The following is a 16616-nucleotide window of genomic DNA, read 5'->3' on the forward strand; positions in this document are numbered from 1 at the left end:
GCCATCCATGTCTGCCAGCAAGCGCGTGGCGAAAGCATCGAACACGACGGCGCGACGCCCGCCGCGGGCATCGCAGGCCGAAACCGACACGCCGGACATGGGCGCCGGCGGCGAGGTCGTGGACCTCGAGCGCTACGTTCCGGCGTTCCTGACATGGATCGCCAACAAGCTGTCGCGCGGTGCCTCCCAGCATTACCTGCGCGTGTTCGACGTCGGCATCGAAACCTGGCGCTGCATGGTGCTGCTGGCCACCGAAGGCTCGATCTCGGCCCAGCAGGTATCGCGGGTCATCGGCATGGACAAGTCGTCCGTCAGCCGCTGCTTCAAGAGCATGCAGGAGCGCGAGCTGATCACCCTCGAGCTCGATGCCAAGGACGGCCGCTTGCGCATGGCGACGCTGACCCCCAAGGGACGCCGCCTGCACGACCAGATCGTCGGCGTGGCGCTCGAACGAGAGCGCGTCTTCCTGTCCGTGCTGAGCGAGGCCGAGCACGAGACCCTGATCGCGCTGCTGAAGCGCCTGCACGAAAACCTGCCGGAGGTCGAGTCGGCGACCGAGCGCTATGTCGCCCAGCGCTTCGCCCGCGCCGACAAGCGCGGCGGCGGCTGACAACGCGCGCAACGCGGGCCGCACTTTGCGCTATGGTTCGGGCAACGACCTCACGGACTCGCACGCCATGGACCTCAGCAACCACACCTTCCGCAGCCTGTTCGACCAGCTCGGGCTTCCCAGCACGGAGTCCGAGATCCAGCGCTTCATCACCGAGCACCGCCCCCTGAGCGACGCGGTGGCGCTGGCGGACGCGAGCTTCTGGACTCCCGGCCAGGCGCAATTCCTGCGCGAGGAGATCCGGGAGGATGCCGACTGGGCCGAGGTGGTCGACCAGCTCAACCTGGCGCTGCGCGCCTGAGCGGTCCGCTGGTTTCAGAGCGCCGCTGACCTGCGGCTATGATCGAATCTGGCCGCCACATCGCGGCCTGCGTCGCTCGGACGGTTCCGGGCGCTTACGTGAGATTCAACCATGTCCTCTTCTGTCGGCAAGCGCCGCTTCGCGCGCATCGACCGCCTGCCTCCCTATGTCTTCAACATCACGGCCGAGCTGAAGCTCGCCGCCCGCCGCCGCGGCGAAGACATCATCGACCTCAGCATGGGCAACCCCGACGGGGCCACGCCGCCCCACATCGTGGCCAAGCTCACCGAGGTCGCCCAGCGCCCCGACACGCACGGCTACTCGGCCTCGAAGGGCATCCCGCGGCTGCGCCGCGCCATCTCGCACTGGTACCAGCAGCGCTACCAGGTGGAGATCGATCCGGACACCGAAGCCATCGTCACGATCGGCTCCAAGGAAGGGCTGGCGCACCTGATGCTCGCCACCCTCGATCGCGGCGACACGGTGCTGGTGCCCGACCCGAGCTATCCGATCCACATCTACGGCGCCGTGATCGCGGGTGCCGACATCCGCTCGGTGCCGCTGGTGCCGGGCGTCGACTTCTTCGCCGACCTCGAACGCACCATCCGCGGCAGCTACCCCAAGCCCAAGATGATGGTGCTGGGCTTTCCGTCGAATCCCACCGCGCAGTGCGTGGAGCTCGACTTCTTCGAGCGCGTGATCGCGCTGGCCCGCAAGCACGACATCTTCATCGTCCACGACCTCGCCTACGCCGACATCGTGTTCGACGGCTGGAAAGCGCCGTCGATCATGCAGGTGCCCGGCGCCAAGGACATCGCGGTCGAGTTCTTCACCCTCAGCAAGAGCTACAACATGGCCGGCTGGCGTGTCGGCTTCATGGTCGGCAACCCCGATCTCGTGGCCGCGCTGGCGCGCATCAAGAGCTATCACGACTACGGCATGTTCACGCCCTTGCAGGTGGCCGCGATCGCGGCGCTGGAGGGCGACCAGACCTGCGTCGGCGAAATCGCCGCCAAGTACCAGGCCCGGCGCGACGTGCTCCACAAGGGCCTGACCGAAGCCGGCTGGGAGGTCGAGCTCCCCAAGGCCTCGATGTACATCTGGGCCCGCATCCCGCCCGCGTACCGCGAACTGGGTTCGCTGGAATTCGCCAAGCGCCTGCTCGAGAAGGCCAAGGTCTGCGTCTCCCCCGGCATCGGCTTCGGCGACCACGGCGACGACCATGTGCGCTTCGCGCTGATCGAGAACGAAGCCCGCATCCGACAGGCCGTGCGCGGGATCCGGGCGATGTTCAAGGCCGACGGGGCGACGCGGGCGGCCTGAGTCGACGGACGGGCGCCGCGGCGCGGTTCTTGCGAAACCGCGCCCGCACGGGCACGATAGTGCCGCACCGCCCAACTCCAAGGCGCCGCCGATGTCCTTCCTCTGGCCCGATTGCCTCTGGTTCCTGCCGGCGCTTGCGCTGCTGCCGGCGGCCTACGTCTGGCTGCTGCGCCGCCGCAGCAAGAGAGCCTTGCACTACAGCAGCCTGGCGCTGGTCCGCGACGCGCTGGCAGGCCGCAACTGGCGGCGGCACGTGCCGCCGGCGATGTTCCTGCTGGCCTGCGCGGGCTTGCTGCTCGCGGCGGCACGGCCCGTGGCGCGCGTGCCGCTGCCCTGGGCACGGTCGTCCATCATGCTGGCCATGGACGTGTCGCTCAGCATGCGCGTGAGCGATGTCCTGCCGACCCGGCTCGCCGCCGCGCAGGAGTCGGCCAAGCTGTTCCTGCGCGAACTGCCCAAGGACATCGAGGTCGGCCTCGTCACCTTCGCCGGCAGCAGCCAGGTGGCGCAGCGGGCGACGCTGGACCGCGCCAGCCTCGTGACCAGCATCGACGGCTTCCAGATGCAGATGGGAACCGCGGTGGGCGATGCCATCGTCCTGTGCCTGGCGGAGCTGTTTCCGGAGCAGGGCATCGACCTCGGCGACATGACGTTCGGCAGCCGGCCGCGCGGGCGCAGCCTGGACGAGAAAGCAAAGCCGCCGCCCCGGCAGATCACGCCCGTGGCGCCGGGCTCCTTCGATTCCGCCGCGATCATCCTGCTGAGCGACGGCCGGCGCACCACCGGCATCGACACCCTCGAAGCGGCGAAGATGGCCGCCGACCGCGGCGTCCGGATCTACGTAGTCGGGCTCGGTACGGTGGATGGCGACACCGCCACGCCCGACGGCCTGGCGATCTACATGAAGCTGGACGAGCCGACCCTGCGCGAGGTGGCACGCATGACCGGCGGCGAATACTTCCATGCCGGCACCGCCGAGGCGTTGCGGAGCGTCTACGAGAAGCTCGGCTCGCGCGTCCAGGTGCTGACCCGCGACACCGAGCTCACCGGCGTCGTGGCGCTGGTCTCGGCGGTGGTCGCGATCGCGGCGGCGGCGCTGTCGCTGCTCTGGTCCGGCAGCCGGCTGTATTGAACCGGATGAACGACCCCGCACAAGATCTCGACCTCTTCGATGGTGGCCCGCCACTGCGCCTGCTGCGGCTGTGGGGCCGTTTCGATCCCTGGCATCGGCACGTGGTGCGCCGCGCCCTGGTGGTGATCGCGCTGGGCTGGTTGCCGTTGATGGCCCTGGCGCTGATCGCGGGCGCCTACGGCCATGCCGAGACCCTGCACGCCTTCCTGCGTGATGCCTCGGTGCATGCGCGCTCGCTGCTCGCCGCGCCGCTGCTGGTGCTGGCCGAGGCGGTCTGCATTCCGCGCCTGGGCGCCATCGCGCAGTCGCTGGGCACGCGGGGCATCGTCCCGCCTTCCGAGGCGCCGGCCTACGACGCCGTGGTGCGGTCGATCCGGCGGCTGCGCGACAGCTGGGTGGTCGAGGCCCTCGCGGTCGTGCTGGCCTACGCCGCGGCACTGCTGATCGTGAGCCATGTGCCGGCCTCCTTCCTGCCCGACTGGCACCGGGGCGACCCGAGCGCGCCGCTGGGCCGGTCGCTGGCGAGCTGGTGGCACGCACTGGTCAGCCTGCCGCTGCTGCTGGTGCTGCTGCTCGGTTGGGTCTGGCGGCTGTGCCTGTGGGCGCACTATCTCTGGCGGGTCTCCCGGCTGAAGCTGCGCCTGGTCGTGTCGCACCCCGAAGGCGCGGCCGGCCTGATGGTCGTGGGCTATTCGCTGCGAGATTTCTCGGTGGTCGGCGTCGCCATCGGCATCATCGTCGCCGCCACCGAACTGGCGCATGTGTTCGCCGGCGGCGCCGGCAGCCCCGAACAGCTCGGCCGGCTGGCGCTCGGCACCGTGCTGGTGGTGGTCGTGCTGTTCACGGCGCCGCTGGTGGTGTTCAGCCCGCCGCTGCTGGCGGCCTGGCGGCGCGGCGTGATCGATTACGGCGCCCTGGTCCAGCGCGTCGGCGAGGCCCTCGAGGACAAATGGATGGCCGAGCCCGCGGCGCCGGACACGGCCGAGCCGCTATCGAGCGGCGACTTCTCCGCGGTGACCGACCTGTATCAGACCGCCGGCAACGCGTTCACCATGCGGCTGGTCGCGGTCGACCTGCGCAGCCTGCTGGCGCTGGCCGCCTTCACGGCCCTGCCCTTCGGCGTGGTCGCGCTGGCGATGGTGCCCTTCGACAAGCTGTTCGACCAGCTGTTGGGGATGTTGCTCTAGCGCCAGGCGTCGGAGGTCGGGGGGCAACTTCAAAGAAAGGGCAGGGTCAGGCTCACGCTGACCCCATTGCCCTTGGGCCGGTTCTTGGCGTCCACGTCGTAGACCCAGCGCGCCGAGAAGGCCGCCGCCTGATTGCCGATCTTGCCGGCCCAGGTCACGATCGGGCCGAGGCCCACCGAGTAGCCCTTGAAGCCGTTGAGCTTGTCGGCGGTCGGTCCGGAGTCGTCCTGGATCTGCTCGATCCAGCCGCCGACCACGCCCAGGTGCCATTGGGGCGCGATGGTCGCGGTCCACATCGCGTCGATGCGGAACACGGCGCCGTTCTTGTAGTCGGTGTCGTCGTTGCGGGTGTAGAAGTCGATCGCGCTCACCGCGGTGAACTCGCCGCCGCCGGCCAGCAGCCGGGTGTAGGCGACCGTCGGCGAGAAGGTCCAGGTGTTCTGGCCGGCGTTGGCGAGCCGGTTGGGATCGTAGGAGCCGGTGGGCGCGTAGAACGGCAGCGAGAAGGCGATGTGCTCGGTCTCGCTGAAGTGGTAGCCGGCCACGACCGGGTTGACCAGGATGTCCGCGAAGTTCGTGTTGCTGTCGCTGCGCGAGACACCCAGCCGGCGGCCGGCGATGTCGATCTCGGCCTTGGTGTACTGCACCGGCAGGCCGATCGCCGAGGCAAAGTTCCAGCGCCCCGGCCCGGTGTTCCAGACGTAGGTGAGGTTGGCGATGTTGTAGGACGCCGTGGCCTCGAGGCCGGCACTGACGACGCGGCCCACCGACACCTGCCGCGAACTGTCGAGCTCGCCGTTGAAGTAGATGCTGCCGAGCGTCAGCACCAGGCCCGGCGTGGGCGGCACGATCCCGGCATCGGAATACACCTGCTGCCCCGTGATCGGCCGGCCGATGCCGCCTTCGGTCGCCATCGCCAGCATTGGCGACAGGAGGGCTGCGGCCCAGAGGGCGTTTCGCAGGGATCGCAACTTCATAGGGGCTTTGCTTTCAGGCCAGGCGTTGTTCTTCGCGCACGATGCAGCGGAAGCCGAGGTGGGAGGTCATGGTGTCGATCGGCTGCGCCATCCGGGCTGCCGGGCGGTAGCGATGGCAGTAGTTCGGCGCGCACAGGTGCGAGCCGCCCTTCATGACCCGGCGCGGGATGCGCAGCTCGGGCGATCGCGGGTCGCAGCTCGCGTCGGCCGTGCCGCCGCGCGGGTTGTTCATCGTGCAGCAGGCGTGCTCGATCTTGCCGTGCTCCTGGTACCAGTCGGTGGTCCATTCCCAGACATTGCCCGCCATGTCGAACAGGCCGTAGCCGTTGGACGGGAACGAACCGACCGGCGCCGTGCCCTCGTAGCCGTCGATCAGCAGGTTCTGCCAGGGGAACTGGCCCTGCCAGGTGTTGGCCATGTGCTTGCCGCCCGGCGTGAACTCGTCGCCCCAGGTGTACTCCGCACCGTCGAGGCCGCCGCGGGACGCGAATTCCCATTCGGCCTCGGTCGGCAGGGCCTTGCCGGCCCAGGCCGCATAGGCCTCGGCGTCCTCGAAGGCGACATGCACCACCGGGTGCTTCCAGAGCCCCTGCAGCGAGCTGCCGGGGCCGCGCGGATGGCGCCAGTCGGCGCCTTGCTGGTAGGTCCACCAGTTGTGGACGTTGCCCATGTCGACCGGCCCCGCGGTCTTGCGGAAGACCACCGACGAGGGCGCCAGCATCGCCGGGTCGGCGCCGGGATAGTCTTCCGCCCGCGCCGGCTTCTCGGCCAGCGTCACGTGGCCGGTGGCGTCGACGAAGCGCTTGAAGTCGGCATTGGTCACGGCGTGGGTGTCGATCCAGAAGCCCTGGACCGCGACCTTGTGCGCGGGTGCCTCTTCGGGATAGTGACGGTCCGATCCCATGAGGAAGGTGCCGCCGGGTATCCAGGCCATGCCGGGCGCGGGCGGCTTGACGCCGGTGGCCGGCGTCGGGGCGAGAGGCGTGTTCGAGGTGTCCATGCGTCTTGGGTCGGAGGATGGGTCGCCCGCATGATAGGCGGGCCCAAGGCCCCTGACCATCGCTTTGCACGCGCCGTCGACGCCTTGCTGTCAGCCAATTCCTACGCCGCAACAAAGGCGTTGACGCACCCCTGCCGCGCCGGCATGCTCGACCGCCTTGACCCGAGCGCGGGTGAAGCCGGCAAGCCACGGAGTCAATGATGAACGAAATTCAGGAGGTGCTTCACCGCGTCTGGACGGATCTGCTCTCGCGTCCGAGCGGGCCCGAGTCGTTCCGCTTCATCTTCCAGCCGATCATGGCGGCCGTGGTCGCGACCCTCGACGGCGTCAAGGATGCCCGCGCCGGCCGCACGCCGTACTTCCGGGCCCTGCTGCGTGATCCGGCCCAGCGCGGCGCACGTCTGCGCGAAGGCTTCAAGGCCACCTCGCGCATCATCGCCCTGGGCTTCGCGCTGGACGCCGTCTACCAGTTCAAGACTGTCGGCACCTTCTACCTCGGCGAGGCGATCGTGGTCGTGTTCTTCCTGGCGTTCCTGCCCTACCTGCTGGTCCGCGGGCCGGCGGACCGGCTCGCCCGGTGGTGGCTCGCCAGGAAGGCCGCGAACAAGACATGAGAGCCTTCAGCGCAGCACCAGCACCGGTATGCGCGAGTGCGTCAGCACCTGCAGGGTTTCGCTGCCCATCAGCAGGCGCTGCACGCCACGCCGCCCGTGCGAGGCCATCACGATCAGGTCGCAGTGGTGCAGGCTCGCGGTCTCGATGATGGCCTCGGAGACCAGCTCCGACTGGACCACGACCGCGCGCGTGTTCTTCACGCCCCTGGCATCGGCCGTGGCCTTCACCGCATCGACCACGCGCTGCGCCTCGACGTTGAACTGCTCGCCCAGGCGATCGGCATCCGCCTGGTCGAGCAGCACCGATCCTTCGAAGTAGCCGGTGGGGTCGCGGCGCACCACCTTGATGGCGACCAGTTCGGCCTGCATCAGAAGGGCCAGATCGATGGCGCTGTGGACCGCCAGCTGCGAGAGCTCGGAGCCGTCGGTGGCAACGAGGATGCGTTCATACATGGCCATGACCTTGCCTCCCGGGCAGGGACACCCGCCCGCGGCTCCCAGCGTACCGCGCGCGGCCTCGGCGAGCAAGGAACGCGGGGGCAGGGGCAGAATGAGGCCAAGAGCCACCAGCCCTCATGGCGTTCCCATGCTCCTCGTCTATCGGTACCTGTTTCCGGCGCTGTGGCTGAGCTGGGCGCTCTATTGGTGGGTGATGTCTCGCGACGTCAAGCCCACGGTGCGCCGCGAATCGCCGGGCTCCCGGCTGCTGCACATCGTCCCCCTCGCGCTGGCCATCGGCCTGCTGTGGCGCCCGAATGCGCCGATCCCGCTGCTCGATGCGCGCATCCTGCCGCGCGCCGCATGGCCCTTCTGGACCGGCGCGGCGGTCACGCTGGCGGGCCTGCTGTTCAGCGTGGCGGCGCGCGCGTACCTGGGCCGGAACTGGAGCGGCACGGTGACGCTCAAGCAGGACCACGAACTCGTCACCCGCGGCCCCTATCGCTTCGTCCGCCATCCGATCTACACGGGCCTGCTGCTGGCGTTCCTGGGCTCAGGCTTCGCACGCGGGGACCTCGGGGGCGTCGCCGCGATCGTGCTGGTCCTGTGGGCGCTGGTGCGAAAGCTGCGCATGGAAGAGCGCTGGATGCGCGAGCAGTTCGGTGAAGCGTACGTGGCCTACAGCCGGCGGGTGGCGGCGCTGGTTCCGTTTCTGCTCTGAGGGAGAATCCGCCCGACCATGGCCACCTTCGAATGGATCATCGTGCTGCTGCTCGGCGCCGCGCTGCTGGCTGCGCTCGCGCGCCGGCTGGGTGCGCCGTACCCGACCTTCCTCGCGCTCGGCGGCACCTTGCTCGCCTTCGTGCCCGACAGTCCCAACTGGACCCTGGACCCGCACCTGGCGCTGACGCTGTTCGTGGCGCCGGTGCTGGTCGATGCCGCCTACGACACCTCGCTGCGCGACCTGCGCACCCATTGGCGGCCGATCGCCGGGCTGGTGATCGCCGCGGTCGGCACCACGGTGATCGCGGTCGCGCTGGTGGCGCGCTGGCTGGTGCCCGGCATGTCCTGGCCGGTGGCGATCGCGCTGGGCGCGATCGTCGCGCCGCCCGATGCGGCGGCCGCGACCGCCGTGATGCGGCAGGTCAAGCTGCCGCACAAGCTGCTCAAGATCATCGAGGGCGAGAGCCTGCTGAACGACGCCAGCGCACTGCTGGTCTACCGCCTCGCGATCATGGCCGTGATGGCCGGCCACCTGGGTTTCGCGAGCTTCGCGCCGGTGTTCCTGCTGACCCTCTTCGGCAGCCTGGCGGCGGGCGTTGGCTGCGCCTACGCGCTGCGCCGGCTGATGAGCGGCGTTCGCGAGGTGCCGGTGCTGCTCATCATGCAGTTCGCCTTGACTTTCGGCGTCTGGATCGCGGCCGAGGCGATCGGGCTCTCGGGCATCCTCACGCTGGTCGCCTACGCCATGACGGTCGCGCGCAGCGGCGGCGCCCAGCTGCCGGCGCGCCAGCGCGTGCCCGTGTTCGCGGTCTGGGAGGCGGTGGTGTTCGTGCTGAATGCGTTCGCCTTCGTGCTGATCGGCATGCAGCTGCGGCCGATCTGGCAGCGGCTCGAGGCTGGCGGCGCGCGCACCGACGCCGTGTTCACGGCCCTGGTGGTGCTCGGCACGACGATCGCGGCGCGCTTCGTCTGGGTGCTGAGCTACAAGGCACTGAGCTTGCGACGCCATCGCGCCGCCGGCGCCGCCCAGGCCGGGCACGGGCGGGGCGCCTTCCGCAGCGGCATCGTGCTTTCATGGGCCGGCATGCGCGGCATCGTGACGCTGGCCGCCGCCTTCGCGATTCCCGAGACCCTGCCCGACGGCACGCCGTTCCCGCACCGCGACCTGATCCTCCTGTGCGCCTTCGCGGTGGTGCTGGGCACGCTGGTGCTGCAGGGCCTCACGATGGCGCCGCTGATCCGGCACATGGGCCTCAGCGACGACGACCCGGTCGGGCGCGAGATCCGGCTCGGCCGCACGCATGCCTATCGCGCGCTGCTCGATGCGATCGCGCACGACGACAGCCTGGCCGGCAAGCTGCTGCGCAAGGAGTACGGCGCGATCGTCGAGCTGAACTCGGGCCATGCCGACGAGGCGCCGATCGACGAAGTGCCCGGCGGGCCGCTGCGGCGCCGCGCCATCGCGGTGGCGCGCCAGCGCGCCTTCGAGATGCGCCGCGACGACGTCATCGGCGACGATGCCTACCGGGTGCTGGTGCAAGAACTCGACTGGGCCGAACTCAGCGCCGGCGGCGGCAGGCCGCAGTGAGGCGGCGGCCGTCCGCGGGTACCGGCGAGGCGAGCGAAGGCGGCCCGTATTGGCTACCATCCAGGCCGGCCGGTCGACGATCGGCCATGGTGTCCGGTTTCCTGTGGAGTGGTGCATGGCCGTGTTGCTGAGCGAGATCCAGTGGAGCGACCCCGTCCTGCCGGCGGCGCCGGACGCGGCATGGGAAGCCGAACTCAAGCGCCGCGGCGCCCCGGTGCTCGAGGTCGACCGCCGGGTGGCGGCCAGCCGCTGGCTGCGCGAGGCCGCCTACCAGGCGACGAACTACATGCCCGCCGCGCTGCCGGAGCGTCTGCACCGGATGGGCAGCATGGTGACGGCCCAGGAGAATTCGTGCCGCTACTGCTATGGCGCAAACCGCGCCTACATGAAGCTGCTGGGCTATTCCGAGTCGTTCATCCAGCAGGTCGAGCGCGACGTCCAGATGGCCGAACTGGACGCCAGGGAACGCGCCTACATCGCCTTCTGCCGCAGCCTGGCCCGGTCGCGGCCGCGCCCGGCCGCGGCCGAGCGCGCTGCCCTGCTCGAACTCGGCTATACCCCGGCGCAGATCGGCGAGATCGCCTTTGCGATCTCGCTCGGCTGCTTCTACAACCGGGTCAGCACCTTGTTGGCCTGCCCGCCCGAGAAGAAGTTCGAGCGCATGGCCAGCGGGCCGTTTCGCTGGCTGCTCGCGCTCGCCATGCCGCTGATGAAGAAGCTCGGCCCGGGCCGGCCTGAAACGGCGGCCCTGGACCGGGCCACCCTGGCTGCCGGCCCCTTCGGCGTGGTGGTCGCGCCGCTGGCCGGCCTGCAGGCAGGCACCATCATGAAGGCGGCGCTCGACGGCTCGTTCGAGTCCGGCTTGCTGAGCCGCAGCGCCAAGGCGCTGATGTTCGCCGTGGTCGCGCGCACGCTGGGCTGCCCGCATTGCGAAGCCGCGGCGACTCGCCTGCTGCTCGAAGACGGCTTCGGCCAGGCGGACATCGACAGCGCCATGGCGACGCTGCGCTCGCCCCGGTTGGCGCAGGGCGAAGCCGGCCTCCTGGCGTGGGCGCGCGACACGGTCTACTACGAGCCTTCGTCGATCCAGCAGAAGACGCGCGCCCTCGGCGCCGAACTGGGCACTGCCGCGCTGCTGGAAGCCATCGGCGTGGCGTCGCTGGCCAACGCGACCGTGCGGCTGGCCATGCTGCTGGAGTGACGGCGCTGGACTGGATCCTCGTCGCGCTCGGCGCCATCGCCCTGTCGGGCCTGGCCGTGCTCGTGCTGCACGGCCGCCGGCAGAACGACCAGCTCGAGAAGCTGCTGCTCGCCGCCGACGACCGGCTCGAGCAGCTGCAGCGCCAGTTCGAGCGCTTCGTGCCGGCCGACGTGGTGGAGCGGCTCACCGAGGCCAGCGACGTCCTGGCGCCCGAGCGGCGCCAGGTGACGATGCTGTTCGCCGACCTGCGCGGCTTCACGGCGCTGTGCGACCGGCTCGACCCGGCCGTGACCGTGGCCATCCTGAACGACTACTTCCGCCACATGACGATCGCCATCGGCCACCACCACGGCCATGTCACCGAGTTCGTGGGCGACGGCCTGCTGGCGCTGTTCGGCGCCCTGGAAGCCAACCCCTGGCAGGCCCGCGACGCCGTGCTGGCCGCGCTGGACATGCGCGCGGCCCTGGCGCGCTACAACGCCACCCTGCGGGAGCGGGGCCTGCCCGAACTGCGCTTCGGCATCGGCATCCACGGCGGGGAGGTGGTGGCGGGCGTGATCGGCACCCCCGGCCTCTCCAAGTTCAGCGTGACCGGCGACCCCATCAATGTCGCCTCCCGGGTCGAAGGACTGACCGCCAAGTACGAAGTCGACCTGCTGGTCACGGAGGACATCCGGCGCGCGCTGGACGACCAGTTCCGGCTGCGCCCCATGCCGCCGGCGCTGGTCAAGGGCAAGGCGGAGCCGATCCAGACCTATCACGTGGAGGCCTAGGCTGTTGCGACGGCCCCGCAGCCGGCGTACAACCAGGGCATGCGCGAGTCCGCCGGTCTTCAAGCCAATTCGCTCGGCATGACCGAGGCGGTCGTCATGGGCGTCGCCGGCACGGCGCCGGCCTACAGCATCGAGATCACCACTTCCACGATCATCGCGACCGCTGGCGTGCTGTCGCCGGCCAGCGTGCTGGTCTGCGGCCTCATCATGTTCGGCATCGCGTTCGCGTTCATCCAGATGAACCGGGCGCTGCCCAGTGCCGGCACCTCCTATGCGTGGGTCGCCATGGCGTTCGGCCGCACGCTGGGCTTCTTCGCCGGCTGGGCGCTGCTGGTGCTGTGCTGCGTGTTCATGGTGTCGGCGATGATCCCGGCCGCCAACGCAACCCTGCTGGTCTTCGCGCCGGCGCTGATGAACGACGTCCACTGGGTCACGCTGATCGCCGCGCTGTGGCTCACCGCGGTGAGCGCCGTGGTCGTCAAGGGCATCAAGCTCACCAGCTACGTGCAGGTGGGGCTGACGCTGATCGAGGCCGTGATCCTGCTGGTGATCATCGTGGCGGCGTTCGCGGTCTTCACGAAGGCGCCGGCGCACCCCTTCTCGTGGCGCTGGTTCTCGCCGCTGGAGTTCTCGCCCAAGCTGTTCGCCAACGGCGCGCTGGTGGCGATCTTCTTCTACTACGGCTGGGACGTGACGCTGAACCTTAGCGAGGAGACCCGGGACCCGAGCCGCACGCCGGGCCGCGCGGCCTTCTGGGCCATGGTGTTCCTGATGGCGTTCTTCCTCGTGTTCATCACGATCACCCTGCTGGGCCTGAGCGACGAGGAGATCCAGCACTACAACACCAACGTCATCTTCGCGATCGCCGAGAAGCTGTTCGGCAAGACCTGGGGCTACGTGGCGATCCTTGCCGTGCTGCTCAGCACGGTGGGCACGGTGGAGACCCAGATGCTGCAGTTCACGCGCATGCTGTTCGCCAAGGCCCGCGACGGCGCGCTGCATCAGCGCTACGCGCGGCTGCACCCGCGCTGGCAGACGCCGCATGTCGCGATCTTCTTCATCTGGGCCGCCGGGCTGGTGCTGCTGCTCGTGTCTTCGTACCTGCCCACCATCAACGTGATCCTGCAGGACTCGATCACCGCGATCGGCTTTCAGATCTGCTTCTACCTGGGCCTCACGGGCCTGGCCTGCGCCTGGCACTACCGCACGCTGGCCGCGGCCGGCTGGGCGGCCGTGACCCACGTGTGGTGGCCGGCGGCCAGCGGCGTGTTCCTGTTCTTCATCGCGCTCTACAGCATCCCCACCTTCGACGCGGTGACCAACGCGGTCGGCATGGGCGGCATCGCGATCGGGCTCGTGCCGCTGCGGTTGAACCGCAGGCGCGTCAGTGGCGACCGAGCATCGCCTGGACGATGACGTCGATCGTGTCCGTCCAGGCCATTTCGACTTGCGGCGTGTACTTCTCGCCCAGCACCACGCGCGCCGAATCGAGAAACGCCCGGCGGAAGGCCGGATAGTGCCCGGCGGCAACGCCGTAGGCATCGTGCCGCCGTCCGAGGTCCCGCAAGCCGAGCCTCATGGTCTCGGGACGGCTCATGGCGTAGACCAGGAACTGGAGCATGTGGGAGAGCATCTGGCCCTGGGTCTCCAGGTTGCCTCGAAAGAGGGGCTGCGTCCCGGGGTCCAGTTCGAACAAGCGCCGATAGAGGTGCGCCGTGAATTGCTTCTGATGCTGCAGCAGGACGCCGATGGTCGACTGGACCAGCAGAGCGGGGTCCGGCGCGGCAAAGCCGATGACTTCCACCAGCTTGAAAGTGTCGCGCTTGCCCTTGAGCACGGCCTGGGTTCGCCGCGCTTGCACGGGCACCTGAGCGACGTGGTCGAACAGAATCTCCGACACCAGAAATCGGGTCCCGAGCGTCTTGTTCGCGTCTTCGATCCGGCTGGCGACGTTCATGGCGTCCCCGACGACCGTGAACTGCTGCTGATTCGGATGCCCCATCATCCCGACGACGAGCGGCCCACAATGCGCTCCGACGCCGACATCGAGGGTCACGCCGAATTCGGCTGACAGCGCCGCGTTGAGATCGGTCAGCGTCTGGAGAATGCCCAAGCCGGCCCGCAGGCTGTCGAGACAGCTCTTTTCGAGGGGATCTGCGCCAACCCCGAACAGGCCGACGACCTGATCGCCGACATACTGGTGGATGATGCCGTTGTTGACCAGGATCGCATCGCCGATCGCCGTGAAGAAGCGATTGAGGATGTGCACCACGTCGTAGGCCAGGTTGCTGTCCACGAAGGACGTGAACCCGCGGATATCGCAGAACAGGATCGCCAGCGTTCGTTCCTCCGGCGGCGCGATCGAAGCCTGCTCCAGCTGCAGGCGCGACACGTCCGCGCAACGCCTGACCAGCCGCTCGAGCGTCACGTCGCCGCCCACGCGCGCCTGGCAAGCCAGCCGCGTGAACCTGTCCCATCGACGCGCCTCGGCCACCTCGGCTTCGCGCGGCGTGCGCGGCGAGAGGTTCTGGATGCCGTCGCAAATGCGCACCCGACAGGTCGTGCAGCGCCCGTTGCCGCCGCATTCCCGAAGGTGCGGGATCTTGTGGGCGATCGAGATGTCGAGGACCGTCATGCCGGGATCGGCCACCGAGACCGTCTTGTCGTCACCCAGGTAAACGATCGTCGTCATGGGAGTCCTTCGTCGACGGCACAGTATGCGCCGGCCCGGGGCGCGTCAAGGTGGGCCGCGCCTTGCGCAGGCGCCACCAATGGTGCACGCTCCCGCCATGAAACGCCGCTTGGTCCTGGGCACCGCGTTCGCCCTTGCGTTGACGCAGAACAGTTCGCGGACCTGCGCAGCCGACAAGGTGCTGCGCCTCGGATGGGTCACTGCGCAGGAGCCCGCCAGCCTGGCGCCGATGGTCGCGGCGCTGCGCGCCTCGCTCGCCCGGCTGGGCCATGTCGAAGGCCAGAACCTTGCCATCGCGTTCAGGTACGGCGACGGTTCGGTCGACCGCGTCCCCGAACAGGTCGCGGAACTCCAGGGCCTGGGCATCGACATCCTGCTGGCGCAGGGCGGGCCGGCAGTGAACGTCGTGAGCGGCCTGCCGGTGGCCGTGCCGGTGGCCTACGTCTTCAGCGGCGACCCGGTTTCGGCCGGTTTCGCGAAAAGTCTGGCGCACCCCGAGTCGAACATGACCGGCCTCACGCTGATGGCCGCCGAGATGAACGGCAAGTTGCTGGAGATCCTGCGCGAGATGGTTCCGTCGCTGCGCGACGTGGCCATCGTGGCCAACCCCGAACATCCGGGCTCGCACATCGAGCGCGACTACACCGACGGCGCGGCCAGGCAACTCGGCCTGCGTACCGAGTACTTTCCGGCGCGGACGCGCAGCGAGCTCGCGTCCTCGCTAGATGCCATGGCCGCTTCGCCCGCACGCGCGGTGTCGATCTTCAGCGACAGCTTCGCGGTGGCCAACCGGCGGCAGATCCTCGACTTCGCGATCGCGCGCAAGATGCCCGTGATGTCCGGCTGGCCGGTCTTCGCGGACAGCGGCGCGCTGTGCACCTACGGCCCGCGGCTGGTGGACTCCTATGCGCGGCTGGCGTCGTATGTCGACCGGATCGCCAAGGGCGCCCGGCCCGCGGACCTGCCGATCGAGCGGCCGACGACCTTCGAGCTGGTGCTCAACCAGAAGACCGCCAACGCGATCGGACTCAAGCTGCCGCAGTCGCTGCTGGTGCGCGCCGACCGGCTCATCAGCTGAGATCGGCGCTCGCCATCAAACGCAGGTTCTGCACGGCCGCACCCGCGGCGCCCTTGCCCAGGTTGTCGAGCACTGCGCTCAAGACGATCTGCCCTGTGCGTTCATTGCACGAAACGGCCAGACTCATGTCGTTCGAACCGTTGTGGACTTGCGGGTCCAGTTCGGTGATCGGCTCGGCAGACGACATCGCCAGCACGCGCACATGCGCCGCATCGCGGTAGCGTTGCGCAAGGCATTCGTGGATGCGCGCACCCGACGCGTCCGAGGGAAGCCATCGCGCGTGCAATCCGATGGTGAGCACGATGCCCTGCCGCCAGCTGCCATAGGCCGGCACGAAGATGGGCCGCTGCGCCAGGCCGGCGTAGGCCTCGATTTCCGGCACGTGCTTGTGCTCCAGTGCCAGGCCGTAGACCTTGAACGAATGCGCCCCGGCTCCGGCCTCGTGCGCTTCCGCCGCCGCCCTGCCCTGACCCGAATAGCCCGAGACGGCATGGATGACGAGCGGACAGTCGGCGGGCAGCAGGCCCGCATCCGTCAACGGTCGCAGCAGGGCGACCGCGGCGGTCGGATAGCAGCCCGGATTGCTGACCCGCGATGCCGCGGCGATGCGTTCGCCTTGCCGTGCATCGAGTTCCGGCAGGCCGTAGACCCAGCCCGGGCTGGTGCGGTGAGCCGAGCTGGCATCGATGACACGCACCGAAGGGTTCTCGATCATCGCCACCGCGTCGCGCGCCGCGGCATCGGGCAGGCAAAGGATGGCGATGTCGCACGCGTTGAGGGCGTCGCGGCGGGCAGCCGCGTCCTTGCGCACTTCCGTCGGCAACGTGCTGATGCGGAATTCGCCGCCCCGCAGCCGGTTCTGCAGGTCCAGGCCGGTGGTGCCCTGGTCGCCGTCGATGAATATGTTGAGGAGGTCCATGGCGTGCGATCGTAGGCAGTCGACCGCGATGGCTCCAGCTAAATTTATCCAACCCCGGAT

Annotated in this window: 17 protein-coding genes; 12 read left to right on the forward strand and 5 right to left on the reverse strand. The window is 69.2% G+C overall.

Features of this window, described 5'->3' with window-relative positions; translation table 11 throughout:
* The first annotated feature begins 7 nt into the window (after window positions 1-7).
* The 5 genes from QTI68_RS01420 to QTI68_RS01440 all read left to right on the forward strand — a co-directional run bounded on the left by QTI68_RS01420 (window position 8) and on the right by QTI68_RS01440 (window position 4553).
* Window positions 8-610: a MarR family winged helix-turn-helix transcriptional regulator gene (locus QTI68_RS01420; protein WP_286519175.1), complete on the forward strand. Its 603-nt coding sequence runs from the start codon at window positions 8-10 to the stop codon at window positions 608-610.
* A 67-nt stretch (window positions 611-677) separates the two neighbouring features.
* Window positions 678-911 carry a DUF2789 domain-containing protein gene (locus QTI68_RS01425; protein WP_286519176.1) on the forward strand — a complete coding sequence of 78 codons (234 nt, stop codon included), beginning with the start codon at window positions 678-680 and terminating at the stop codon, window positions 909-911.
* 111 nt (window positions 912-1022) lie between these two features.
* Window positions 1023-2234 carry an alanine transaminase gene (alaC, locus tag QTI68_RS01430; protein WP_286519177.1) on the forward strand — a complete coding sequence of 404 codons (1212 nt, stop codon included), beginning with the start codon at window positions 1023-1025 and terminating at the stop codon, window positions 2232-2234.
* Window positions 2235-2325: 91 nt separating this feature from the next.
* Window positions 2326-3366 carry a VWA domain-containing protein gene (locus QTI68_RS01435; protein WP_286519179.1) on the forward strand — a complete coding sequence of 347 codons (1041 nt, stop codon included), beginning with the start codon at window positions 2326-2328 and terminating at the stop codon, window positions 3364-3366.
* Between the two features lie 5 nt (window positions 3367-3371).
* A complete protein-coding gene (locus tag QTI68_RS01440; protein ID WP_286519180.1) occupies window positions 3372-4553 on the forward strand; it encodes a hypothetical protein in 1182 nt (393 codons plus the stop codon).
* 29 nt (window positions 4554-4582) lie between these two features.
* Here QTI68_RS01440 and QTI68_RS01445 read toward each other — a convergent pair whose 3' ends face one another.
* Both QTI68_RS01445 and QTI68_RS01450 read right to left on the reverse strand, forming a co-directional pair.
* A complete protein-coding gene (locus QTI68_RS01445) occupies window positions 4583-5530 on the reverse strand; it encodes a SphA family protein (protein ID WP_286519181.1) in 948 nt (315 codons plus the stop codon).
* Between the two features lie 13 nt (window positions 5531-5543).
* Complete coding sequence (locus tag QTI68_RS01450; protein WP_286519182.1) at window positions 5544-6530, reverse strand: formylglycine-generating enzyme family protein; 987 nt, start codon at window positions 6528-6530, stop codon at window positions 5544-5546.
* 200 nt (window positions 6531-6730) lie between these two features.
* On the opposite strand from QTI68_RS01450, the gene QTI68_RS01455 reads away from it, so the two are divergent.
* Window positions 6731-7144, forward strand: a complete 414-nt coding sequence (locus QTI68_RS01455) for a hypothetical protein (protein WP_286519183.1) — start codon at window positions 6731-6733, stop codon at window positions 7142-7144.
* Window positions 7145-7150: 6 nt separating this feature from the next.
* On the opposite strand, the gene QTI68_RS01460 is transcribed toward QTI68_RS01455, so the two are convergent.
* Window positions 7151-7597, reverse strand: coding sequence for a universal stress protein (locus QTI68_RS01460; protein WP_286520187.1), 447 nt, complete (start codon window positions 7595-7597; stop codon window positions 7151-7153).
* Window positions 7598-7730: 133 nt separating this feature from the next.
* Between QTI68_RS01460 and QTI68_RS01465 the strand changes: the two genes are divergently transcribed.
* The 5 genes from QTI68_RS01465 (at window position 7731) to QTI68_RS01485 (ending at window position 13283) form a co-directional block, all read left to right on the forward strand.
* Window positions 7731-8303, forward strand: a complete 573-nt coding sequence (locus tag QTI68_RS01465) for a methyltransferase family protein (protein WP_286519184.1) — start codon at window positions 7731-7733, stop codon at window positions 8301-8303.
* Between the two features lie 18 nt (window positions 8304-8321).
* On the forward strand, window positions 8322-9893 hold the full coding sequence (locus QTI68_RS01470) for a Na+/H+ antiporter (protein WP_286519186.1): 1572 nt from the start codon (window positions 8322-8324) through the stop codon (window positions 9891-9893).
* A gap of 115 nt (window positions 9894-10008) precedes the next feature.
* Window positions 10009-11094, forward strand: a complete 1086-nt coding sequence (locus QTI68_RS01475) for a carboxymuconolactone decarboxylase family protein (RefSeq protein WP_286519187.1) — start codon at window positions 10009-10011, stop codon at window positions 11092-11094.
* On the forward strand, window positions 11091-11867 hold the full coding sequence (locus tag QTI68_RS01480; RefSeq protein ID WP_286519188.1) for an adenylate/guanylate cyclase domain-containing protein: 777 nt from the start codon (window positions 11091-11093) through the stop codon (window positions 11865-11867). Before QTI68_RS01475 ends, QTI68_RS01480 begins: the two co-directional genes overlap by 4 nt.
* A gap of 39 nt (window positions 11868-11906) precedes the next feature.
* Entirely contained in the window at window positions 11907-13283 is a 1377-nt protein-coding gene (locus QTI68_RS01485; RefSeq protein ID WP_286519190.1) for an APC family permease, read from the forward strand.
* Here the strand turns inward: QTI68_RS01485 and QTI68_RS01490 are convergent.
* Window positions 13252-14559 carry an adenylate/guanylate cyclase domain-containing protein gene (locus tag QTI68_RS01490; RefSeq protein WP_286519191.1) on the reverse strand — a complete coding sequence of 436 codons (1308 nt, stop codon included), beginning with the start codon at window positions 14557-14559 and terminating at the stop codon, window positions 13252-13254. The genes QTI68_RS01485 and QTI68_RS01490 overlap by 32 nt on opposite strands.
* Window positions 14560-14656: 97 nt before the next feature.
* Between QTI68_RS01490 and QTI68_RS01495 the strand changes: the two genes are divergently transcribed.
* Window positions 14657-15637: an ABC transporter substrate-binding protein gene (locus QTI68_RS01495; protein WP_286519193.1), complete on the forward strand. Its 981-nt coding sequence runs from the start codon at window positions 14657-14659 to the stop codon at window positions 15635-15637.
* Here the strand turns inward: QTI68_RS01495 and argC are convergent.
* Window positions 15630-16556 (reverse strand): N-acetyl-gamma-glutamyl-phosphate reductase, encoded by a 927-nt coding sequence (argC, locus tag QTI68_RS01500; RefSeq protein ID WP_286519194.1) that lies wholly within the window; start codon window positions 16554-16556, stop codon window positions 15630-15632. The genes QTI68_RS01495 and argC overlap by 8 nt on opposite strands.
* Between the last annotated feature and the right edge of the window lie 60 nt (window positions 16557-16616).

This window comes from Variovorax sp. J31P207, from assembly GCF_030316965.1.
Lineage (GTDB): Bacteria > Pseudomonadota > Gammaproteobacteria > Burkholderiales > Burkholderiaceae_C > Variovorax > Variovorax ginsengisoli_B.

Coding starts and splice junctions, on each gene's coding strand:
- QTI68_RS01420 (WP_286519175.1), top strand. CDS start 8: ATGTCTGCCAGCAAGCGCGTGGCGAAAGCATCGAACACGACGGCGCGA.
- QTI68_RS01425 (WP_286519176.1), top strand. CDS start 678: ATGGACCTCAGCAACCACACCTTCCGCAGCCTGTTCGACCAGCTCGGG.
- alaC (WP_286519177.1), top strand. CDS start 1,023: ATGTCCTCTTCTGTCGGCAAGCGCCGCTTCGCGCGCATCGACCGCCTG.
- QTI68_RS01435 (WP_286519179.1), top strand. CDS start 2,326: ATGTCCTTCCTCTGGCCCGATTGCCTCTGGTTCCTGCCGGCGCTTGCG.
- QTI68_RS01440 (WP_286519180.1), top strand. CDS start 3,372: ATGAACGACCCCGCACAAGATCTCGACCTCTTCGATGGTGGCCCGCCA.
- QTI68_RS01445 (WP_286519181.1), bottom strand. CDS start 5,530: ATGAAGTTGCGATCCCTGCGAAACGCCCTCTGGGCCGCAGCCCTCCTG.
- QTI68_RS01450 (WP_286519182.1), bottom strand. CDS start 6,530: ATGGACACCTCGAACACGCCTCTCGCCCCGACGCCGGCCACCGGCGTC.
- QTI68_RS01455 (WP_286519183.1), top strand. CDS start 6,731: ATGAACGAAATTCAGGAGGTGCTTCACCGCGTCTGGACGGATCTGCTC.
- QTI68_RS01460 (WP_286520187.1), bottom strand. CDS start 7,597: ATGTATGAACGCATCCTCGTTGCCACCGACGGCTCCGAGCTCTCGCAG.
- QTI68_RS01465 (WP_286519184.1), top strand. CDS start 7,731: ATGCTCCTCGTCTATCGGTACCTGTTTCCGGCGCTGTGGCTGAGCTGG.
- QTI68_RS01470 (WP_286519186.1), top strand. CDS start 8,322: ATGGCCACCTTCGAATGGATCATCGTGCTGCTGCTCGGCGCCGCGCTG.
- QTI68_RS01475 (WP_286519187.1), top strand. CDS start 10,009: ATGGCCGTGTTGCTGAGCGAGATCCAGTGGAGCGACCCCGTCCTGCCG.
- QTI68_RS01485 (WP_286519190.1), top strand. CDS start 11,907: ATGCGCGAGTCCGCCGGTCTTCAAGCCAATTCGCTCGGCATGACCGAG.
- QTI68_RS01490 (WP_286519191.1), bottom strand. CDS start 14,559: ATGACGACGATCGTTTACCTGGGTGACGACAAGACGGTCTCGGTGGCC.
- QTI68_RS01495 (WP_286519193.1), top strand. CDS start 14,657: ATGAAACGCCGCTTGGTCCTGGGCACCGCGTTCGCCCTTGCGTTGACG.
- argC (WP_286519194.1), bottom strand. CDS start 16,556: ATGGACCTCCTCAACATATTCATCGACGGCGACCAGGGCACCACCGGC.